The sequence below is a fragment of the Acidovorax sp. 93 genome (genome assembly GCF_003633835.1).
Classification (GTDB): domain Bacteria; phylum Pseudomonadota; class Gammaproteobacteria; order Burkholderiales; family Burkholderiaceae_C; genus Acidovorax; species Acidovorax facilis.
This window is the reverse complement of the sequence record NZ_RBIT01000001.1, coordinates 767,501-789,193: the sequence shown is the minus strand read 5'-3', so window position 1 is coordinate 789,193 and position 21,693 is coordinate 767,501. Positions and strand designations below refer to the sequence as shown.

The window sequence follows — 21,693 nt, the reverse complement described above, 5'->3', positions numbered from 1 at the left end:
CCGTTCAACGCCAGTGCAGGCATACGGCATTGACGAACTGAACGATACCGATGCTGCAATGCTCGATTGGTACTCCAGATGCCTCCACAAATACTAATTTGCACCAGATACTCAGGATTTATACCTAGAGGTGTCAACAGGGTATCTAACCGACCGGGAAGAGAGGGGCCGGCCCCCCAGCACGGTTAGTCGCGGATGCCCCAAATCACTATCAAATCAATAGCTTTTGGCGCTTATCTATCAAGCGGTAGAGGCCAATTTAATCCATATATCGTGCACCAAGGCCCACCGGGGAAGACACCACTACCCCCTCCTCCATCCATTTGTCCGTCCGCCCACGGCAGCACTGCTCCCGTCAGAAATCCACCGTGGCAGAGAGAGTCACCGTGCGAGGACTTCCCACGTACAGCCAGTTGCCGGAGCCGCTGGACCAGTAGTTGCGGTTGAACAGGTTGTCCACGCCCGCGCGCAGCACCAGCGGCCGCCCCCCGGCGCGGATCTTGTAGCGAGCACCGATGTCCCAGCGCGTCCAGCCCGGAATGCGCCGCAGGTTGGCGGCGTCCACATGCTGCGCGCTGCTGGCGATCATGCGGGCCGACAGCGTCAGTCCTGGAACGGCAGCCACGTCGTGGTCGCTGCCCAGGTTGAGCTGCCAGCGCGACACATTGGGTGCGGCGTTGCCGTTGTAGGTGCCGCCTTCGGTTTTGGTCAGCCGGGCATCGTTGAAGGTCACGCCGCCCAAAAGGCGCGTGCCCCGGGCCACCTCGCCGAAGACATTGAGTTCAACGCCGCGGTTGCGCTGCTCTGCACCGACCTGGTAGGTGAACGTGCCATCGCCGTTGGAGCCCACCAGCCCGCTCGGCTTCTGGATGTGGAACAGGCTCGCCGTGGTGCTGAAGCGGCCCCAATCGGCCTTCACTCCCACCTCGCGTTGTTTCGTCCGGACCGGCGGAAACACCTGTCCGGCATTGGTGGTGCCCAGTGGCGCTGAATCGCCCTGGACCAGCCCTTCGATGTAATTGCCGTAGAGCGATACGTGCGGCTGTAGCTTGAACACCGCCGCCAGCGCCGGCGTTACCGCGTGCTCGTCGTACTCGGTGCTGCCTGCCCCGGTGGTGGTGTCGTACTTGACGACCTTCACGCGCTGGTAGCGGGCACCCAGGGTGACGGACAGGCGGTCTTGCCACAGCGAGACGGTGTCGGCCAGCGCCACAGACGGCAACTGCAAGGAATCGGTCTGTGGCGGCCGCGATGAGAAACCGTCGATGGACGGACGCGCGGTGGCCGCGGGCGCATACATGTTCGTGGCGAAGCTGTCGAAGCCGTAGTACTGCGCCGTGAAGCCGCTGTCCTTCTTCAGGTACGACGCATGCAGGTGGATGCGATGCGTGAGTTCGCCGGCACGCACCGTGCCTTGCAGGCCGCCTTGCACGGTGCGGTAGTTCGTCCAGTTGGGCCAGAAGTACGTGGTGGCCTGCGCATCGCCCTGCACGCTGGTCACGAACACGTCGGTGGCGAGGTAGCGGGACCGCGTGTGGCTGCCACCGGCCGCCGCAGAGAGCATCCAGTCCGGGGTGAGGTCGTACTCGGCTTTGGCCAACAGGTAGTTGCTCTGCGACCTGGCGAACTCCCAGTCCTGCGCGATGCGATGGCTGGCCCGGGGCGGCCTGGGGATGGCAATGGCGTCGTCGATGCCAAAGCCCGCGGCGCCTTGCGGCGCTTCGTTGTTCATCGTCTGGTGGCCGGCATCTACCGAGGCCCGCAGCTGGCTGCCCCGGTAGTCCACGGCCAGCGCCGCAGCCCCCAGCTCGACGGACTGGCCCTGGGTGGCGGTCTTCCCGTCACGGTAGACGCCGTTGAAGCGCACACCCCACTGGTGGTCGTCGCCGAACCGGCGGCCCACGTCCAGGTGGCCGCCCAGGTTGCCCTTGGACAGGTAAGTGGTGGTCAGGCGGGTCAGCGGCACATCGCCCGCCCGCTTGGGCACCAGGTTGATGGCGCCGCCCACCGCGCCGCCCGCCCCAGGCGCCATGCCGTTGAGCAGCGCGTTGGGGCCCTTGAGCACCTCGACGCGCTCGGCCGCTTCGACCGCCACGGCACGGTTGGTGGCGATGCCTCCGATGCCGTCGAACAGCACCGAGTCCTGCACCGAGAAGCCGCGGATCAGAAAGATGTCGCCCCCCGCAGCAGCGTTCGTCAGGCTGTAGGACACCGTGCGCACGGACGGGTCGTTGGCCAGCACATCGGCCACGGTGATCGCCTGCTGGTCCTGCATGAGTTCGGCCGTATAGCTGGTGATGTGAAACGGCGTGTCCATCAGGCTCTGCTGACCCAGCAGGCCGACCCGGCTGCCCGTGGCGACCTGGCCGCCGGCATAGGCGGGCGGCAAATCGCCGGGCGCTGCCTCGGCGCTGGCCGTCACGGTGACGGCGCCCAGGGTGGCGGCATCGCTGAGCCGGGGTGCCTGCGCTGCAGGGCGCGATGCCTCGCGCAGCGTGAAGACGCCGCCCGTGGCCTGCCGCAGCTCCAGCCCCGAACCCGCCAGCGCGCGGCGCAGTGCCTCGGGTGCATCGAAGCGGCCCCGTACAGGCGCCGCGTTGCGGCCTTCCACCAACTGCGCATCGGCGGTGAGGGCCAGGCCTGCGTCGCGCGCGATGCGGTTCAGGGCAGCCCCCAATGGCCCGGCGGGCAGGTCGTAGTCGCGCACCGCCGCAGCGCTGGCCGTGGCCGCGGGGGTCTCTGCCGTGGCTGGCTGTGCAGCCACCGCAGAGGCCGCCAGCGCGAGCAGCAGCGCCGCAGCGCAGGGGTTCAGCGGAAAGGGGAGAACAGCAGAGGGCATGGGTCAGGCTCCGAAACGGGTCACGTCAGAAAAGAGGGGCAACCGCGCGGATGCACGGTCTCTGTCTGATTGCCGAACGGGTGCCGAAAAGTGAGAGGGGGCCGGGGCAATTTCTTTTTCGGGCCGGCATCGTTGGTGGATGGGGTGCCAGCTGGCAGCGGCGCTCTGGGTTGATCTGCTTCGGCGGGTTGATCTGGGTTGAACTGAATGGAACCGTCGATCAACCGCACCAAGCCACTCATTTTTTTATAGCTGCCAGTGCTTACCCATCAAGCGGTAGCGGCCGATTTTCTTAGTATTTTCATCCTCAGGGCGCAGCACGCGGCTTGAGCATGACCCACCAGCGCGTGGTCCAGACCACCTCCACCGGCACGGCCGCAGTCAGAGCCAACAGGGCCTGGTCCGTGTCCGCCAGGGGCAGCGTGCCCGTCACGCGCAACCCGGCCACACGGGGGTCGACACCCAGGTGGCCGACCCGGTGCCGCGCCAGCATGGCCACCACCTCGCCCAAGGGTTGGTTGTTCACGACCAGCATGCCGTCCTTCCAGGCGTCGGCATCGGGTGGGGCCACCCACGGGTCCACCCGCCCGCCTTCCAGCCGCGCGCCCTGCCCGGCCGACACGATGCGCTCGGCAGCGCACGGCTCGGACGCTGCTGCCGCACAGCTCGCCGGGCGCGCCGCGACGGCCGACTGGGTGACTGCGACCTCGGTGGCGGGCGCGCCACGGCCCTGAGCCCCATCGGTGCCAGTGGCGTGCGCCTGTGGCCAGCGGCGCACGGTGAAGCGGGTGCCCAGGGCGCGCAGGCTGCCGTCCTCGGTCAGCACGACGAACGGGCGCCGCTCGGCCGGGTCGGCATGGCTGGTTTCCACGGCCACCTCGCCCGCGCGCAGGTGGATGGCGCGCTGGTCTTGGCTGAACACGACATCCACAGCGCTGCGGGTGTTCAGGTGCAGCACGGTCTGGTCGGGCAGCACGATGGTGCGGCGCTCACCGGTGGCGGTGCGGTGGTCGGCCAGCAACTGGCCCACGGGCTGGTAGCGGTCCAGCACCAGCACCCCGCAGGCCACCGCCGATGCCAGTCCCAGCACGGCGCCCGCCACACGGGCAGGACGGCGCTGGCGCGGTGGCAGCAGCAACGCTGCGCGTGCTCCGGGACCTGCGGCGGCACGGGCCAAGTGCTGGTCGATGTCGCCCAGCTGGCGCCAGGCGCGGGCATGGTCGGGGTGTGCGGCCAGCCAGTCGGCCAGGGCTTGGGCGTCCGCCGGCGAGTTATCACCCTCGCCCTGGCGCAGTTGCCAGCCGATGGCGGCCTCCAGCACGGCAGGCGGCACGGGATGGTCGTCGCCTGTACCACCAGGTGGGCCGCCCATTGTCCAGCCCGCACTGCTCACGCCGCGCCGCCAAAACGCAGGTGGTAGGCGTGGCGCATGGCGTTGGCCAGGTACTGGCGCACGCGGGGCACCGACACCTGCAGCTGCTCGGCAATCTCTGCATGCGTGAGGCCATCGAGCCGGTTCATGAGCCACGCTGCGCGCGTCTTGGGCGTCAGGCCCTGCAGCAATGCATCGACCGCATGGAGCATCTGCACGGCGGCCAGGCGCTCTTCGGGGGATGGCTGCAGCACCTCGGGCTGCAGGGCCAGGTCTGCCAGGTAGGCGCGCTCCAGTTCACCCCGGCGCCAGAAGTCCACCAGCAGCCCGCGTGCCACGGTGGTCAGGTAGGCGCGCGGCTCGCGCATCGCGTCGGGGGCGATGGCGGTCGGCCGTGCGAGCAGGCGCACGAAGGTGTCCTGCGCCAGGTCGGCCGCATCGTCGGCACAACCGAGCCGCCTGCGCAGCCAGGACTGCAGCCATCCGTGGTGGTGGCTGTAGAGCGCGTGCAGGGGATGAGCGGCAGACATGGCGTGACGGCCTTTTTGAGAATGATTCTCGATTATAGAAACACATTCCCGCCCAGATCCTGGGCACGCCACCACGCGGACAGGTCGGCTGCGAGTTCAGCGCCGCGCGTTTTCCATCATCGTGGCAACGTGGGCCGGCAGGGTCTTCGGGGTCCCCAGGTCCTGCACGTCCCATTCCTCCCCGCCGGTCAGCAGCCATACGCGTACCGTGTCGGTGGCGGCGTGGATCACGATGGCGGCGGCCGCCGTGTCGCTTGCGTCCGGCCGGTTGCCGGTGATGTAGAGCATGGAGCCGTCTTGCCGCAGCGGCCCACTCACCTGCAGGTTGTCCAGCAGCACGTTGTAGTTGGCGAGACCGAGTAGCCCACGCAGCCGCTCGGCCAGCGGGCCGGCACGCAGGAAGTCTGAGCCCCCGACCGGATAGTTGCCTACCTGGGTTTGCAGGTTCCCCCAGGGATTGGCGGGCGCGGCAGGTACGTCGTTGGGCACAGGACGCGCGACCTTGCGCGGCGCAGTGGGCGCCGTGGGCGCGGTGGGTACCGTGCCCACGCAACCCGGCAGCAGCACCGCCAACGCAAGAGCGGCCAGCACGGCGCGTGACAAAGGGGCTGGAGAGACAGGGCGCATGATCGGGGGCTTCTTTCTAGAAAGGGCAGCTGGGCGAAAAGGTCTGCGAGCTTAGCCGGTTCCTGCCGGCAGCCGCCCCCTAAAATTGCGTCTTTCGCCTTCCAACTGCCATGACAGAACACGCCCGCCCCGTCCGCTCACAATACGAAGACTTCATGCGCCACGTGTTCACCCATGGGGTGCACAAATCCGACCGCACCGGCACCGGCACCACCAGCGTGTTCGGTCATCAGATGCGGTTTGATTTGAAAGAAGGCTTCCCGCTGGTCACCACGAAGAAGGTGCACCTCAAATCCATCATCCAGGAGTTGCTGTGGTTCCTCACGGGGTCGAGCAACAACAACTGGCTGAAAGAGCGCGGCGTGACCATCTGGGACGAATGGGCGCGAGAGGACGGCGACCTGGGCCCGGTGTACGGCGTGCAATGGCGCAGCTGGCCCACGCCGGACGGCGGACACATCGACCAGATCAGCGATGTGATCAATACGCTCAAAACGAATCCCGACTCGCGCCGCATCATCGTGAGCGCCTGGAACGTGGCCGAGCTGCACGAGATGGCGCTCATGCCCTGCCACGCGTTCTTCCAGTTCTACGTGGCCCCGGCACAAGAGCCCGGCGGGCGCGGCACGCTGAGCTGCCAGCTGTACCAGCGCAGCGCAGACATCTTCCTCGGAGTGCCGTTCAACATCGCCAGCTATGCACTGCTGACCCACATGGTGGCCCAGCAGTGCGACCTGGACGTGGGCGACTTCATCTGGACAGGCGGCGACTGCCACATCTACAGCAACCACCACGAGCAGGTGCAGACCCAGCTGGCGCGCACGCCCTACCCCTACCCGGTCTTGAACATCAAACGCAAGCCCGACAGCATCTTTGACTACGAGTACGAAGACTTTGAAGTGCTGGACTACCAGTGCCACCCCGCCATCAAGGCCCCTGTGGCCGTTTGATCAGCCGACATCCCTCTTTGGTACCCCCTACCTCTTGAGTCCCAAGGGCAGAGTCAACAGCGCCCTGCCTGCTTCCACCCAACACCACGAGCTTTTATCCATGTCTTCCGGCGGATTTCACGTACACGGCCCCCACGACCACGCAGTGGAGCATGCCACCCACGGCGACCACGCTGCAGCGCACGGCACCGACAGCAACTCGTCGATGAACAAGATCGCCATGTTCACCGCCATCGTGGCCACGGTGGGTGCCATCTTTGCCTACATGGGCGGCGCCACGCAAGCCAATGCCGGCCTGCTCAAGAACGACGCAGCCATCAAGAAGACCGAAGCATCCAACCAGTGGAATTACTTCCAGTCCAAGAGCACCAAGCAATCCCTTGCCGAGCTGGCCCGCGACCTGGCGCCCGACGACCGCAAGGCAGGCTACCAGACCAAGGTGGAGCGCTACGAGGCCGAGAAAAACGAGATCAAGGTGGTGGCCGAGAAGCTCGAAGCCGACGCCCATGAGTTCGACCGCAAGAGCGAGGCCCAGATGCACCAGCACCACCGCTGGGCACAGGCCACCACGGCGCTGCAGGTGGCGATCGCCCTGGCCGCCATTGCGTTGCTGACCAAGAAAAAATGGCTGGAGTACGGCATGTACGGCGTGGCTGCCGTAGGCCTGGGCGTGGGCGCCCTCGCCGCCTTGCATATCTGAAACAAGGAGGCCCCACCATGCCCCTGCACCTCATCTACGCCCGCGCCGCCAATGGCGTCATTGGCAAGGACAACACCATCCCATGGCACATCCCGGAGGACATGGCGCACTTCAAGCAACTCACGCAGGGCTGCGCCGTCATCATGGGCCGCAAGACTTGGGACTCATTGCCCCCGCGTTTTCGCCCCCTGCCCGGCCGCACCAACATCGTGGTCACGCGCCAGGGCGACTGGCAGGCCGAGGGCGCCGTGCGCGCCACCAGCCTGCAGGATGCGCTGCAGCAGGCACCTGCCGATCAGACGGTGTGGGTGATCGGCGGCGCGCAGATCTACGCCGAGGCCCTGCCCCTGGCCGACCGCCTGGAAGTGACCGAGATCGACCAGGAATTCGACGGGGATGCCTACGCGCCCACGCTGGGTGCGCCATGGACAGAATCCGCACGCAGCCGCCACGTCAGCACCAAGGGGCTGCCGTTCAGCTTTGTGACCTACGTGCGCGCAGGTTGACACGGCTCCGGAACGCAAAGCTCATCAATTGATAGCACTTAGCGCTTACCCATCAAGCGCTGGAGGCAAAAAACATGCAAATCGCCACCTGGAATGTCAACTCCCTCACCGTCCGCCTGCCCCAGGTGCTGGCCTGGCTCGCGGCCAACCCGGTCGATGCGCTGTGCCTGCAAGAGCTCAAGCTCACTGACGACAAGTTTCCGCACGACGCGTTCAAGGAGGCAGGCTATGAGGCCGTGACCTTTGGCCAGAAGACCTACAACGGCGTCGCTATCCTGAGCCGCCACGCCATGCGCGACGTGGTGCGCAACATCCCCGGGCACACGGACGAGCAGGCCCGCGTCATTGCCGCCACGCTGGACACGCCCGACGGGGAACTGCGCCTGGTGAACTGCTACTTCGTGAACGGCCAGGCCCCGGGATCGGAGAAGTTTGCCTACAAGATGCTGTGGCTTGCGGCGCTGCACCGCTGGCTGCGTGAAGAGCTGCTGGCCCACCCGCGCCTGGCGCTGCTGGGTGACTTCAACGTAGCGCCCGAAGACCGCGATTCGTTCGACCCGGTGGGGCTCAAAGACACCATCCACCACACGGTGGAAGAGCGCCAGCATTTCCAGGACCTGATTGCCCTGGGCCTGACAGACACCTTCCGCATGTTCGAGCAGCCCGAGAAAAGCTACTCATGGTGGGACTACCGCATGCTTGGGTTTCAGAAGAACCGGGGGCTGCGCATTGACCACATTCTGGTGAGCGATGCACTGCGTGTGAGTGTGACCGCCTGCACGGTAGACCGCGCCCCCCGCAAGAACCCACAACCCAGCGACCACGCGCCCGTGGTGCTCACCATGACGTAACAACCCCTTGACGACGCAGGCCGTGCGGCAACAAGCGGACGCCCGGCATACACAAAAGGCTGCAAGGAAAATCCTTGCAGCCTTTTGTTATTGGGGAATCGGCGCGCAAGAAAGCTGCGCCCAAAAAATCCCTATGGCCTATGGCCTATGGCCTATGGCCTATGACTTGCGACGCGCCGTGAGCCCCTGAACGAAACCCCAGCGCGCAAGCTGTGCCCTATCAGCTATTGGCGAACGTGTCGCGCAGGCCACGTACTTCATCGTGGTTGCGCTGCGCGCCCTGCGACTGGCGCTCTACCAGGGCCCGCACATCCAGCGGCAGGGTGGCCTTCAGGGCCTTGCGGTAACGGGCCACGGCAGCATCTTCGCCGCGTTCGCATTCCTGCAGCACGGCCTTGTCGTCGTGCACCGACAGGGCGGATTTCACCGACACCCAGCCGCGGTGCAGCGCGCCAGCCACGGTGCCGCCTGAAGCAGGCTCGCCCCCCAGGCGACGCACCTCGTGCTCCAGCTCGACAGCGGCGGCCGCACATTCGCGCGCATGGCGCTGGAACACGCTCTTGAGCTGGGCAGAGTCGGCATGCTCGGCGCAGGCGGTGAAGCCGTATTCGCCATCGCGGGACGACTCCAGCAGGTCGTTGAGCACATCCACCACGTCTTCGTTGTCCACGACATCCATGGGGCGGTCGTCGTTCAGGCTGGAGCGCGAGACCCGTTCCCAGGCGGCGCGGGCGGCGGGGCGGGCATCCGTCCAGGCCAGGCCGTCCGAATGGCGCGCCCGCCAGTCATCGGCCAGCCGGGGTTCCACCGCCTCAAAATCGCCTTCATAGCGGCCCACCGACGACCAGCCCAGTTCGTAGGCAGGGCGGTATTGTTCGTAGGTGCGGCCACCCACGTAATAAGGCTCGCGGTGGAAGCTTTCGCGCCAGTAGGCATCTTCCTCGGTGGGGTTGACAGCCTCGGCGGCGGCCTTGCCCGCCAGGCCGCCGGCTACCGCACCGGCCACGCCGCCAATGGCTGCGCCGACCGGGCCGCCAAAGGCGCCTGCTGCGGCACCCGCAGCGGCGCCGCCCAGGGCAGCACCGACCCCGGTTCCGACGGGATGGGAACCCGGTTCATTGGTCAAAGGGTCACGGTTGGCATCGTTGAAATCCGACATAGAAGCTCTCCGGTTGGTTGACAGTGCCTTCATTGTTGAAGTCACTCCCGGAGGGCTGGGTCGGCCCAAGGAGGGCCTGCTTGTAGGACATTGGGAGGTGTGCCTGCCCCGGCATCCGCCAAGACAGACCCACCTCAAGCACTACAAAATTTATAGCCCCTAACGCTTTACCATCAAGCGCTAGAGGCTATTTTTATGCCTCATCGGGCGCATCCAGGCCCAGCTCCTGGATCTTGCGCGTGATGGTGTTGCGGCCAATGCCCAGGCGCTGCGCGGCTTCCATGCGGCGCCCATGGGTGGCGGTGAGCGCGGTGCGGATCAGGCGCGATTCAAACCGCCGCGTAAGGGCGTCCCACACTTCGGGCTGGCCGCCCGCAAGCAGCTTCTGCGCCTCGGTCTCCAGCGCCTGCTCCCAGGTCGCCGCAGTGCCAACGGTGGCAGCTATCCCGCCCGAACCCGTCGCCATCTGCGCCTCGGCGGGCCAGTGGGGCGTAGCGCCCAGCGCCGGGGTGGCAGAGGCCGCAATACCGCCCACCAGGGGCTGCGTGGCGACAGTGGCAGGTTGTGGCAGCCCTCCCACCAGCTCCACCGCCGGCGCAGGGGTTGGCATTGGGGGCACAACGGCGTGCACGGCAGCTACCGCCGCAGACGGATCACTGCCGGGTCGGGGAGCGGGTTGGTAAAGGGGCGCTTCCAGCACTTCGGGCGGCAGATCCTGCAGCGAGATGACCTGCGCGGGCGCCATCACCGTGAGCCAGTGGCAGATGTTCTCCAGCTGGCGCACATTGCCCGGAAAGGCGAACTGCTCCAGCCGTGCGATGGCCGAGTCGGCAATGCGCTTGGGCTCCACGCCCAGTTGCCGCGCGCTTTGCTGCAGGAAATGGCGGGTGAGCACAGGCACGTCCTCGTGCCGCTCGCGCAGCGCGGGCAGGCGCAGGCGGATGACGTTGAGGCGGTGGAACAAGTCTTCGCGAAAGCCCCCCTCCTTCACGCGCCGCTCCAGGTCCTGGTGGGTGGCAGCAATCACGCGCACGTGGGCCTTCACGGCCGCATGGCCGCCCACACGGTAGAACTGGCCGTCCGACAGCACGCGCAGCAGGCGCGTTTGCAGATCGAACGGCATGTCGCCGATTTCATCGAGGAACAGCGTGCCGCCCTCGGCTTGCTCGAAGCGGCCCCGCCGCTGCGTCTGCGCGCCGGTGAAGGCGCCGCGCTCGTGGCCGAAGAGTTCAGATTCGAGCAGGTCCTTGGGGATGGCCGCCGTGTTGATGGCGACAAAGGGTCCGTCTGCGACCGGCGAGTGCTTGTGCAGCGCGCGCGCCACGAGCTCCTTGCCCGAGCCCGATTCGCCGGTGATGAGCACGGTGACCTGGCTTTGGCTCAAGCGGCCGATGGCGCGGAACACGTCCTGCATGGCGGGCGCCTGGCCGAGCATCTCCGGGGCTTCGGCCTGGCGCTCTTCGGTCACTTCCTCGCGCTGGCTTTCTTCGACCGCGCGGCGGATGAGCTCCACCGCCTTGGGCAGGTCAAATGGCTTGGGCAAGTACTCGAACGCGCCGCGCTGGAAGGCCGACACGGCGCTGTCCAGGTCGGAGTACGCCGTCATGATGATGACGGGCAGGCCTGGCTGCAGTTCGCGGACTTTTTCCAGCAGCTGCAGGCCGGAGCCGCCAGGCATGCGAATGTCGCTCACCAGGACCTGAGGGCCCTGCCGCGCCGGGTCGCCGGGGGTGATGTCAGCCAGCGCGTCCAGCACTTCGCGGGGGTGCGTGAAGCTGCGCGTAGGCAGGTTCTCGCGGGCCAGCGCCTTTTCGAGGACGAAGCGGATCGAGGGGTCGTCATCTACTATCCAGATCGGCTTCATATGTTTTTCTTACCTTCCCTGTGGTTGCGTGTCAGGGACCGTCATGCGTTTTTTTAAGGCAAGGGAATCAGGATACGGAAGTCGGTGCGACCCGGCGCGCTGTCGCATTCGATCAACCCGTGGTGGCGTTGCACGAAGGTTTGCGCCAACGTGAGCCCCAGCCCTGACCCGCCGTCCCGACCCGACACCAGAGGGTAAAAAATCCGCTCCTTGATCGCGTCGGGCACGCCCGGTCCGTTGTCGATGACATGCAATTCCAGTGCCAGCCGATAGCGCTGGCGACCAAACGTTACTTGTCTCGCAACACGGGTGCGCAGTGTGATCGTCGCCTCACCCTCTGCGATGCGCTCGGTCAGCGCCTGGGCTGCGTTCTGCACGATGTTCAGCAGCGCCTGGATGAGCTGGGCGCGGTCGCCCCGGAACTCAGGGATCGAGGTGTCGTAGTCGCGCAGCACCTTGAGGCCCTGGGGGTACTCCACCAGCACCAGAGACCGCACGCGCTCGCACACCTCATGAATATTGACGTCACCCACCAGGTGGGGATGGCGATGGGGTGCCAGCAGCCGATCTACCAGGCTTTGCAAGCGGTCGGCCTCGTGGATGATGACCTGGGTGTACTCGGTCAGCTCGCGGCTTTCAAGCTCCATCTCCAGCAGTTGCGCAGCGCCGCGAATCCCGCCCAGCGGGTTCTTGATCTCGTGGGCCAGGTTGCGGATCAACTCCTTGTTGGCCTGGGCCTGGTCCAGCAGGCGCTCCTCGCGGTCCTGGCGGGCCTGCTGCTCCAGCGGCCACAGCTCCACCAGGATTTCGCCGACCTGCTCCGCATCGGCCACGCTCACATGCACGGGCACCGGGTCCTGGTGCTGGCGCTTGAGGCTGGCTTCATACCGCAGGGCCGCGAAGTCCTTGCCCCGCGCGCCCGCCAATGCGGTCTGTAGCAAGGCGGGGTCGGTGAAGAAGGTGGAGAAGTCCACGCCCTCCAGGGTGCGGCGCGAGAGGCCGAGCGCGTTCTCCAGCGCTGCATTGGCGAATTGCACGGCACCATCGGCGCGCAGCACCGCCACCAGGGTGGACATCAGGTCCAGCGAATGAAAGCGCCCCGTGTCGGAGGCTGGGGCTTCTGTGAAGGGTGAGGAACTCACACGCGTGCCAAACGAGGGAAAGAGATTCAGTTGGCCGGAAGACGGGCGATTTCGCGCTTGATGCCTGCGATATCGCTTTCGCTGCGGGCGACGCTGGCCTTGAGTTCTGCCGTGCGCTCCATGTAGCGCTGCGGGTTGCGCAGGTCGAGCGCGTTGCGCTCCGGCGCGCCACCGTTGTATTCCTTCACCAGCTCGGCATGGCGCGCCTCGGCCTTGCGCAACTCGGATTCGAGGATGGCACGGGCATCGGCATCGCGGGCCTTCTGGTCGTTGGTGGCGACACGGGGTGCAGACGGGGGAGATGCGGCGGGAGCTGTGCCCGCCCCAGCCCCGGTTCCCGCCGCTGGCGCTGCCGTTGCGGCGCCTGCAGGTCGGGTGCCCTGGACCACGGTGACGTTGCCTCCCTCAACCAGCTTGCAGCCGCGCTCCTTGGCCTGCTGGGCGTTGTTGGTGTATTCGTTGCCGCAACGGTAGATGCGGTCTTGCGCCCATGCGGCGGGAGCCGTCGCGGCGATCAGTAACAGGGTGATGAGCGTTTTCTTCATTCGGTTTCCTCGCACTGCCATGCAGGGGTTCGGGGAGTATCCCCCAATCGCCACACATCGCCAATCCAACACCAGCAGCCCCGCACAGGGCTTTGTACAAGGATGCAACGGCCCAGCCAGTGGTTCCGTTTCAGCGAAACCCGCTCCTTGAGCGCCATAAAAAAAGGCGGCCGGGGCCGCCTTTTTGAGGGTAATGGCCTGCAGGCAGGCGATTACAGGGAGTAGTACATGTCGTACTCGACAGGGTGAGGCGCCATGCGGAAACGCGTGACTTCGCCCATCTTGAGTTCGATGTAGGCATCCAGCATGGAGTCGGTAAAGACGCCACCCTTGGTAAGGAAACCACGGTCCTTGTCCAGATATTCGAGCGCTTGGTCCAGGCTGTGGCACACGGTGGGCACCAGCTTGTCTTCCTCGGGTGGCAGGTGGTACAGATCCTTCGTGGCGGCTTCGCCGGGATGGATCTTGTTTTCCACACCGTCCAGGCCCGCCATCATCAGTGCCGAGAAGCACAGGTATGGGTTGGCCGATGGATCGGGGAAACGCGCTTCGATGCGGCGGCCCTTGGGGTTAGCCACGTAAGGAATGCGGATCGAGGCCGAGCGGTTGCGGGCCGAGTAGGCCAGCTTCACAGGGGCTTCAAAGCCAGGAACCAGGCGCTTGTACGAATTGGTGCCGGGGTTGGTGATGGCGTTCAGGGCACGTGCGTGCTTGATGATGCCGCCGATGTAGTACAGCGCAAAGTCGCTCAGGCCGGCATAGCCGTCGCCAGCGAACAGGTTCTTGCCGTCCTTCCAGATGGACTGGTGCACGTGCATGCCGGAGCCGTTGTCGCCAGCATAGGGCTTGGGCATGAAGGTGGCGGTCTTGCCGTAGGCGTTGGCCACGTTCCAGACCACGTACTTCAGGACCTGCGTCCAGTCGGCGCGCTCGACCAGCGTGCTGAAACGCGTACCGATTTCGTTCTGGCCAGCGCCCGCCACTTCGTGGTGGAACACTTCGACCGGGATGCCCAGGGATTCGAGGATCAGGGACATCTCAGCGCGCATGTCTTGCGTGCTGTCGACGGGAGGCACTGGGAAGTAGCCGCCCTTGACGGTGGGACGGTGACCACGGTTGCCACCTTCAAGCTTGGCGCCCGAGTTCCAGGGGGCTTCGTACTCTTCGATCTCGAACATGACCTTGCCGGGTTCGTTGGACCAACGCACGCCGTCGAAGATGAAGAATTCTGGCTCTGGGCCGAAGAACGCCGTGTCGCCCAGGCCGGAGGCCTTGAGGTAGGCTTCAGCGCGCTTGGCGATGGAACGTGGATCGCGGTCGTAGGCCTTGCCGTCACCGGGTTCGATCACATCGCACTGCAGGAACAGTGTGGTTTCTTCAAAGAAGGGGTCGATGTTGGCGGTGCTGGGGTCGGGCATGAGTTGCATGTCCGAGGCTTCAATGCCCTTCCAGCCGGCTACCGAGGAGCCATCAAATGCATGGCCGGACGTGAACTTGTCTTCGTCGAAGTGGGACACAGGCACGGTCACGTGCTGTTCCTTGCCACGGGTATCGGTGAAACGGAAGTCAACGAACTTGACTTCGTTCTCCTTCACCATCTTCATCACGTCTGCAACGGTCTTGGCCATCAGGTTCTCCTGGATAAAGCGCTTGTTGAAAAAAGGAATTTGCTGAAATAAAAGCAGTTTGCGTGCCAGCTGGGTGCAGCCGCCGCACTATGAAGGAGCACTAAGGACTGCAGGCCGAGGGAGCACCCGCCGAACCGCACCAATTTAGTGCAAACCTGCTATCAACACAGGGCATCGCAAGCTGCGCACCAATTCAGGGCCGCAATTTGCACCAAATTCGTGCAAACCCCGTTTCAGATCCTGCCATGCAGCGGGAACGAGGGGAGCAGGACCTTTGACACCCAGTTCGATATGCCGCCCGTATTGTGGATGATCCACGCTGGGCAAACTGAACACCCGAACGTTCGGGTGCGTTTTTTCGATGCGCTCCATGAGGGGCGTCAAAGCCGCTTCCATGGCCCCATAGACCACCACCGACTGCTCGGTCTGTGGCGTGCGGTTGAACAACGCTGCGTAGTGCTGGTCCAGCACCCACTCGATCATCGGCCAGGCCATGACAGGGAATCCAGGAACAAAATGCACGGCCCCTCCACGACCGCCCTCGCAGCTGAACCCGGGGATCTTGTTGTAAGGGTTGGGAATGATGTGGGCACCTGCCGGAAACACCCCCATGTTGAGCCGGTGCACGTTGTCGGGACGGTCCGGCTCATACGTCACACCCTGCTCCTGAGCCACGTCCTGCATGCGCTCGCGGATCAGCGCCTCAGCGTCGGGGTGTAGTACCAGGTCCCGGCCCAGGGCGCGCGCGGCGCATTGGCGGGTGTGGTCGTCCGGCGTTGCGCCAATGCCACCGCAGGAAAACACCACGTCACCCGACGCAAAAGCGCGCTGCAGCGTGGCCGTGATGCGGTCCGGGTTGTCGCCTACATAGTCGGCATAGGCCAGCGAAAGCCCTCGCGCTGACAGCAGTTCGATGACCTTGGGCATGTGCTTGTCGGTACGCTTGCCGGACAGGATTTCATCACCCACGATGATCAGGCCGAAGGATGGGGTCATGGTGCAGGGGCTCCGTTGGCAGGAGATATGGGGGCAGGAAGAACAGCAGTGGACGCCAGCGGCCCCGCGTCTGCTGCCACCGGTGTAAACGCGTCACCGGGGGGTCTCCCTCCGCCCTCGGCGCGCAAACGCTCTAGGGCTGCCAGGCAATAGTGGGTGAACCAGAGTGAGGAGAACGCAAAAACCAGGGTGTAGATCCAGATCGCAAGCGGCACCAGGATAAAAAAAGCGGCGGCAAAGACCACGCCCGAGGCCCACACGATGCTGGGCGCCGCCCCGAGGTAGCCCGTGAGGATGCCAATGCCCAGCAGGCTGCTGCGGTGGCGGCGGAAAATCTCTTGCCGCTCTTCCTTGCTGGCATGGTCAGCCAGCGCATCAAACACCATCACGCGGTAGGTCAGCCACCCCCAGATCAAGGGGGGCAGGATGAGCACCAGGGGTGGCACCAGCCACAGGGGCACCGACACCACCAAGGCGATCAATGCCAGCACGGTGGAGCTGACCGACCAAGCCACGCTGGCGATGAAGGAGCCACCCTTCTTGCGCTCCAGCACAGGGAAACGCCGATCCGCCACCAACGCCACCAATGCGGGCGTCATGAGCACCGCGACCACCAGCAGCGAGACCACCACCAAAGCCGGAGCCACCGCCAAAACCACCATGAGGGGCGCCACGACGGAGGTGACATCACCCAACCCCCACCCTTGCAGCCAATTCCAGAAGCTGGCCAGAAGCGGAGAGGCATCCAGCAGCGCGCGCATGCCCTGCACGGCTCCGTCCCAATAAAAATAGCCCAGCCCCAACGCCAGCCCCACCATCAGCAGCAACGGCAAAACGGACAGGGCCATGACGCGGGGCCGCAGGCAATAGGCCGCAGCACGCCAGAAAGAATCAAGCAAAAGTCCCATGCCGACAAGCATACCTTCTTGACCGCGTGGAGGGTCTTTCAGGCCTTGCCCAGCAGCCTCAGAACACCCCGCCATTGCTGCGACCAAAAGCCCCTGCCATAGTCGCGCAAGCGCCCGTCTGGCCCCGGCTCCACCTGATCGCGCACGCCCGTGGGATCAAAACGCAATTCAAAGTTGGCCGTGCGCATCAGCATGTCCCACCAGGGCAGCAATACGCCGAAGTTGTGCCCGCCCAGCACCACGCGGTATCTGGCGCCCTGCGCAGCAGCAGCCTCCCCTGACAATGGCTTGACGGTCTCATGGCCGATTCCGATGCTGTGGTGCAGCCGGTGAAACCGCGGACTGATCCACAGCCGCTCGCCCCAGCGCCCAAACCACAGGCGCACATTGGCGTGCTGAAAGCTCTCGCTGAGCTGCGTGATGGCCACGATAGCGATGAACTGTCCAGGTGCCACACCGATGAGCTGCGCCACCACCACCAAGATGGTGTCGCGCAGCACGTCGTCCAGCAGATGGTTGCGGTTGTCGCTCCACATGGTCATCTGGCGCTGCGCGTGGTGCAAGGAATGCAGGCGCCACCACCATTCAAAGTGGTGCTGCCCCCGGTGAATCCAGTAGTCCACGAAGTCGAACACCACCAGGTACAGCAGCAGGCTGACCCAGGGTACGTCGGTGAACCCAGGCCAGAGGCCATCAAGCTGGAAGGTGCTGATGCCAGCCACTCGCAATGCCCCAAAGATGGAATCCATCAACGGATCCACCGCGAGGAAGAGACCCAGGCGAAACAGCCCCAGCCGGTGAATCAGCGTGTAGAGAATGTCGGTGCGGATCGTCGCGCGGTCGGTCACAGCCTCTACCGGCCGCCAATGCTGCAATGGGCCAATCACTGCGGCGATCACCACCAGCTGCAGCAGCCCCACCAGCACCCATCCAGCGGCCTCGTAGCCATTTTCGAGCTGGTTCCCCAAACCGATAGCAAACATCACTGGCTGCAACAGGCTCTCGAAAAGCCATTGCTGAGCCGCATCAAACCCATTGCCTAGCCAACCCATTGCGTCATGCTCCGTCTATCTCTCACCACACACGCCCTTGCTCCGAACGGCCTCCACGATTTGCCTCGCCTCCACCACTGCAGTCAGCGCCTCATGAAAGGCGCGTAGTCAGGATGCTCTCGCAACGTGCGAAAACAGAATCCGCGCTCCTTCAGCCCAACGATCAGCGGCTCCAGCACGGCAGGCGCCCAGGGATCCTTGCGTGACCAGATCCCCAGGTGCGCAAGCAGAATGTCACCACTGCGCACATCCCGCAAAGCCTTGTTCAGCAGCGCGGTGTTGCTGGCCTTTTCACTGGGCAACTCATCGCCCAGGAATCCCGCCGGTGACCACCCCACATGCGTGTACCCACATGCGCGGGCACTGGCAAGCAACTGCGGCGAAGTCTTTCCACCTGGGGCGCGAAACAAAGGCAAGGGTGTTTTGCCGGTCACGTGCTTCAACCGATCTGCGGCCCGAGCGATCGCCTCACAGTAACCGGCTGCCGTCAGCACAAAATCCTGCCCAGCGCGCGGCCCGGCCGATGGTCGAACACGGAACGAAGGGGCCTGAGCCGATCCCAGATCCGCGCGCCAATAGGTGTGGTCCCAGGTGTGGGATGCAAATTCGTGTCCCTCTGCGGCCCGTGCGTGCCACCAGGAAGCCCAGTGGTCGCCCAGGCTGCCATCGCCTTCCTGGGTGCGTTCGTTGGCGGCGAAAAACGTCACGCGTACCTGCTGGCGTGCGAGAACGTCGGCGACCAAAGGCGCCACGGCCATATGGCCAGTATCGAAGGTCAGATAGAGAGGCTTTTTACAGTCTTTTTGGGCACTAGCGCTGGATACAAAAACGCTAATAGCTACAAAATAAATAGCAAAACAAAATCGCAGAGACACTCCCCTGCGAGGCGCCGACGCCCGCACACCATCGCCAATCAGCGGGGCGCGTGTTCCAACGTCCATACGCCATGGGGCGACTTGCCCACAGTGACCTGCCGCACGACCTTCTTGGCCTCGGTATCCACCACAGAGAGCTTGCGCGCCCAGCGGGAACTCACATAGATGAAGCGGCCATCGGCCGACACTTCCATACAGTCCGGCCCACCGGGTACCGGATAGGATTCGACAACCTGCTGGGTGGTCATGTCGATCTTGCTGATGGAATTGGCCACCCGGTTGCTGACATACAGGTGGCGCCCGTCGCCGGCTGCGCGAAAGGCGTGGGCACCGTTGCCCGTTTTGATCTTCTTGATACTCACGGGCTCGCGTCCCGAGACGTCAAACACCTCCACGCTGTCGCTACCGGTCAGGCCCACAAAAAGGCGCTTGTCGTCCGCGCTGCCATATACGTCCGCCGGCATGGCACCCGTCTTGGTGCGCCACTTGATCGTCTGCGTTGCGATATCGATGGCCACCAGCTCATCGCTATCCTGCATGGTGGAATACACCGTGGTGCTGCGACTGTCGATCCACAAATGGCTGGGAGTCCGGGAGGTGGCCACCCGCTGGACGAGGGTCAACTCCTTCCCGTCCCAACGGTAAAAATCCACATGGTTCAAACGATTGGCAGCGGTGATGAACCACTTCATGTCGGGTGTGAACCGCAGGTGGTATGGGTCCACAATGCCCCGCACCGTGCGCTGAATCTGCGCGGTGCGCGGATCCAGAAACGTCAGCGTATCCCCCAACGCATTGGCCACAATGATCGACTTCTCATCCGGCGTGAGATACAGATGGTGCGGCTCCTTGCCCGTAGGAATGCGGGCCGTCTCGGTCCAGGACACCGGGTCAATAACACTGACATTGGCTTCGAGGGAGTTCAGCACAAACAGTGGAGGCGCGGCAGCCAGTGCCCCCCCTATTGAGATCCACAGCCCACCCAAGACAGCGCACGCGCGTGCAATCGAGAAAATCTTCACAGAACCACTTTCAACACAGCCAAGAAGTGTAGCTGTGCACTTACCAATACCTTGGGGGAGAACACGTAACATTCTTGATGTGGAACGAATTTCGACGAGCAAAAGAGCACCTCACTCGACTGGCAACCACTGGGGCTCATCATAGATTCGTCAAGTCAGCGCATTCGCCGCCACGCTCTCGTCATCGTCGGATCTCTTCAGAGGTGTAACGGTCGCTTCGCTTAGCCAGATCGCGCACAAAGTAGCGCTTCACCATCGGGTCCATACCCTTCAGGACGACTGAACCAGCAAGGACAGATCCTCCTGACTGAGCCATTTCCATGCCCCAGGAGGCAGGTCAGCGGGCAACACCAGAGCACCGATCTGCGACCGATGCAATCCCTCTACACGATTACCGACGGCAGCAAGCATGCGCTTGACCTGATGGTACTTGCCTTCGGTCAGGGTGAGGTCCAGCCGATGGCTCGCAGTCTGCTCACAAGCCGCCGCTTTGACCGGCTTGGGGTCATCGTCCAGAACCACCCCCGCCAACAAGCTCGATATCTGTTTTTCATCGACTGGGTGTTTGGTAGTGACCTGATAAACCTTGGGCACATGTTTCTTGGGCGAACTCATGCGGTGAATGAACTGCCCGTCATCGCTCAACAACAGCAACCCGGTGGTGTCTTGGTCCAGCCGTCCTACGGCCTGCACCCCTTGCACCGCGCTTTTTGTAGGCCGCTGCCGCAAAGGGGCTGGCAACAAGGTATAGATGCTGGGATAGGTTGAGGGTTTTTGAGAGCACTCTGTCCCCGCCGGCTTGTGCAGCAGCACATAGGCTTTCGCGTGGTAGGGCCAATTGATGCCTTGGACCTGCAGCTGCAGGCCTTCTGGGTCCAGCTCAGCAGTCGCATCGACGCACGGCTCGTAATCCTGAGTATCAGATGATGACCCGCGTATAGAAACCCAGCCCTGCTGAACCAGCCCCGCACAGACACGGCGGGTGCCAAAACCTTGGGAATACAAAATATCCTGGAGCTGCATAGAAAGGGGCAGGAAAAAGAATTCTTGAGTCACAAAGCAAAACGCCCTTCTACTCGATTGAGCAGAAGGGCGATTTGGGCTGTAAGAGCCTGACGATGACCTACTTTCACACGGGAACCCGCACTATCATCGGCGCAAAGTCGTTTCACTGTCCTGTTCGGGATGGGAAGGAGTGGTACCAACTTGCTATGGTCATCAGGCATAACTTGGTGCTGAGCTGTTCAAGGAACAGCTCAGCGAATTCATAGAGTTTGGAATCAGATTTTTGTGTCTTTTGACTGCGTCAACTTGGCATAACAATCTTTGAGCTTTTCACACATTCCTTACGGTTTGCATATTGGCTATCAAAGTTATAGGGTCAAGCCGCACGAGCAATTAGTATCAGTTAGCTTAACGCATTACTGCGCTTCCACACCTGACCTATCAACGTCCTGGTCTTGAACGACTCTTTAGGGGGCTCAAGGCCCCGGCAGATCTCATCTTGAAACGAGTTTCCCGCTTAGATGCTTTCAGCGGTTATCTCTTCCACACTTAGCTACTCGGCAATGCCACTGGCGTGACAACCGATACACCAGAGGTGTGTCCACTCCGGTCCTCTCGTACTAGGAGCAGGCTTCCTCAAATCTGCAGCGCCCACGGAAGATAGGGACCAAACTGTCTCACGACGTTTTAAACCCAGCTCACGTACCTCTTTAAATGGCGAACAGCCATACCCTTGGGACCGGCTACAGCCCCAGGATGAGATGAGCCGACATCGAGGTGCCAAACACCGCCGTCGATATGAACTCTTGGGCGGTATCAGCCTGTTATCCCCAGAGTACCTTTTATCCGTTGAGCGATGGCCCTTCCATACAGAACCACCGGATCACTATGTCCTGCTTTCGCATCTGCTCGACTTGTCAGTCTCGCAGTTAAGCACGCTTATGCCATTGCACTATCGTCACGATGTCCGACCGTAACTAGCGTACCTTCGAACTCCTCCGTTACGCTTTGGGAGGAGACCGCCCCAGTCAAACTGCCTACCATGCACTGTCCCCGATCCAGATAATGGACCTAGGTTAGAACCTCAAACACACCAGGGTGGTATTTCAACGTTGGCTCCAT

At 63.6% G+C, this 21,693-nt stretch carries 19 protein-coding genes and 2 rRNA genes (1 of these 21 running past the window's edge); 4 read left to right on the top strand and 17 right to left on the bottom strand.

Features of this window, described 5'->3' with window-relative positions; all coding sequences use genetic code 11:
• Positions 1-355 precede the first annotated feature (355 nt).
• The 4 genes from C8C93_RS03575 to C8C93_RS03560 all read right to left on the bottom strand — a co-directional run bounded on the left by C8C93_RS03575 (position 356) and on the right by C8C93_RS03560 (position 5,368).
• Complete coding sequence (locus C8C93_RS03575) at positions 356-2,839, bottom strand: TonB-dependent receptor (protein WP_121505937.1); 2,484 nt, start codon at positions 2,837-2,839, stop codon at positions 356-358.
• 307 nt (positions 2,840-3,146) lie between these two features.
• Positions 3,147-4,211 (bottom strand): FecR domain-containing protein, encoded by a 1,065-nt coding sequence (locus C8C93_RS03570; RefSeq protein ID WP_121505936.1) that lies wholly within the window; start codon positions 4,209-4,211, stop codon positions 3,147-3,149.
• Between the two features lie 17 nt (positions 4,212-4,228).
• The gene (locus C8C93_RS03565) at positions 4,229-4,741 is read right to left on the bottom strand and encodes a sigma-70 family RNA polymerase sigma factor (RefSeq protein ID WP_121420580.1); all 513 of its coding nucleotides are present in this window, start codon (positions 4,739-4,741) and stop codon (positions 4,229-4,231) included.
• A 96-nt stretch (positions 4,742-4,837) separates the two neighbouring features.
• A complete protein-coding gene (locus C8C93_RS03560; RefSeq protein ID WP_121505935.1) occupies positions 4,838-5,368 on the bottom strand; it encodes a hypothetical protein in 531 nt (176 codons plus the stop codon).
• Between the two features lie 110 nt (positions 5,369-5,478).
• Here C8C93_RS03560 and C8C93_RS03555 point away from each other — a divergent pair, with 110 nt between their 5' ends.
• The 4 genes from C8C93_RS03555 (at position 5,479) to xth (ending at position 8,375) form a co-directional block, all read left to right on the top strand.
• Positions 5,479-6,318 (top strand): thymidylate synthase, encoded by an 840-nt coding sequence (locus tag C8C93_RS03555; protein ID WP_121505934.1) that lies wholly within the window; start codon positions 5,479-5,481, stop codon positions 6,316-6,318.
• 100 nt (positions 6,319-6,418) lie between these two features.
• A complete protein-coding gene (locus tag C8C93_RS03550) occupies positions 6,419-7,018 on the top strand; it encodes a DUF4337 domain-containing protein (RefSeq protein ID WP_055400411.1) in 600 nt (199 codons plus the stop codon).
• A 17-nt stretch (positions 7,019-7,035) separates the two neighbouring features.
• Entirely contained in the window at positions 7,036-7,524 is a 489-nt protein-coding gene (locus C8C93_RS03545; RefSeq protein WP_121420583.1) for a dihydrofolate reductase, read from the top strand.
• A 74-nt stretch (positions 7,525-7,598) separates the two neighbouring features.
• Positions 7,599-8,375, top strand: a complete 777-nt coding sequence (gene xth, locus C8C93_RS03540) for an exodeoxyribonuclease III (protein WP_121505933.1) — start codon at positions 7,599-7,601, stop codon at positions 8,373-8,375.
• Positions 8,376-8,595: 220 nt separating this feature from the next.
• On the opposite strand, the gene C8C93_RS03535 is transcribed toward xth, so the two are convergent.
• The 13 genes from C8C93_RS03535 to C8C93_RS03475 form a co-directional block, all read right to left on the bottom strand.
• Positions 8,596-9,534 (bottom strand): PA2169 family four-helix-bundle protein, encoded by a 939-nt coding sequence (locus tag C8C93_RS03535; protein ID WP_055397175.1) that lies wholly within the window; start codon positions 9,532-9,534, stop codon positions 8,596-8,598.
• A 193-nt stretch (positions 9,535-9,727) separates the two neighbouring features.
• Positions 9,728-11,398, bottom strand: coding sequence for a nitrogen regulation protein NR(I) (gene ntrC / locus C8C93_RS03530; protein WP_121505932.1), 1,671 nt, complete (start codon positions 11,396-11,398; stop codon positions 9,728-9,730).
• 53 nt (positions 11,399-11,451) lie between these two features.
• Positions 11,452-12,474 (bottom strand): nitrogen regulation protein NR(II), encoded by a 1,023-nt coding sequence (gene glnL / locus C8C93_RS03525; protein ID WP_121508642.1) that lies wholly within the window; start codon positions 12,472-12,474, stop codon positions 11,452-11,454.
• Between the two features lie 92 nt (positions 12,475-12,566).
• On the bottom strand, positions 12,567-13,085 hold the full coding sequence (locus tag C8C93_RS03520; RefSeq protein WP_055397181.1) for a hypothetical protein: 519 nt from the start codon (positions 13,083-13,085) through the stop codon (positions 12,567-12,569).
• Positions 13,086-13,297: 212 nt separating this feature from the next.
• Entirely contained in the window at positions 13,298-14,713 is a 1,416-nt protein-coding gene (glnA, locus tag C8C93_RS03515) for a type I glutamate--ammonia ligase (RefSeq protein ID WP_121420585.1), read from the bottom strand.
• Positions 14,714-14,857: 144 nt separating this feature from the next.
• Entirely contained in the window at positions 14,858-15,709 is an 852-nt protein-coding gene (locus tag C8C93_RS03510; RefSeq protein ID WP_121505931.1) for a molybdopterin-binding protein, read from the bottom strand.
• Entirely contained in the window at positions 15,706-16,617 is a 912-nt protein-coding gene (locus tag C8C93_RS03505) for an EI24 domain-containing protein (RefSeq protein ID WP_121508641.1), read from the bottom strand. Before C8C93_RS03505 ends, C8C93_RS03510 begins: the two co-directional genes overlap by 4 nt.
• 38 nt (positions 16,618-16,655) lie before the next feature.
• Positions 16,656-17,669 carry a sterol desaturase family protein gene (locus C8C93_RS03500; protein ID WP_121505930.1) on the bottom strand — a complete coding sequence of 338 codons (1,014 nt, stop codon included), beginning with the start codon at positions 17,667-17,669 and terminating at the stop codon, positions 16,656-16,658.
• Positions 17,670-17,752: 83 nt separating this feature from the next.
• Positions 17,753-18,544 (bottom strand): polysaccharide deacetylase family protein, encoded by a 792-nt coding sequence (locus C8C93_RS03495; protein ID WP_233559233.1) that lies wholly within the window; start codon positions 18,542-18,544, stop codon positions 17,753-17,755.
• Between the two features lie 38 nt (positions 18,545-18,582).
• Positions 18,583-19,566: a YncE family protein gene (locus C8C93_RS03490; protein WP_121505929.1), complete on the bottom strand. Its 984-nt coding sequence runs from the start codon at positions 19,564-19,566 to the stop codon at positions 18,583-18,585.
• Between the two features lie 270 nt (positions 19,567-19,836).
• Positions 19,837-20,589: a 16S rRNA pseudouridine(516) synthase gene (locus C8C93_RS03485; protein ID WP_121505928.1), complete on the bottom strand. Its 753-nt coding sequence runs from the start codon at positions 20,587-20,589 to the stop codon at positions 19,837-19,839.
• A gap of 87 nt (positions 20,590-20,676) precedes the next feature.
• Positions 20,677-20,789, bottom strand: a 5S ribosomal RNA gene (rrf, locus tag C8C93_RS03480).
• 154 nt (positions 20,790-20,943) lie between these two features.
• Positions 20,944-21,693, bottom strand: a 23S ribosomal RNA gene (locus tag C8C93_RS03475) (it continues 2,129 nt past the right edge of the window).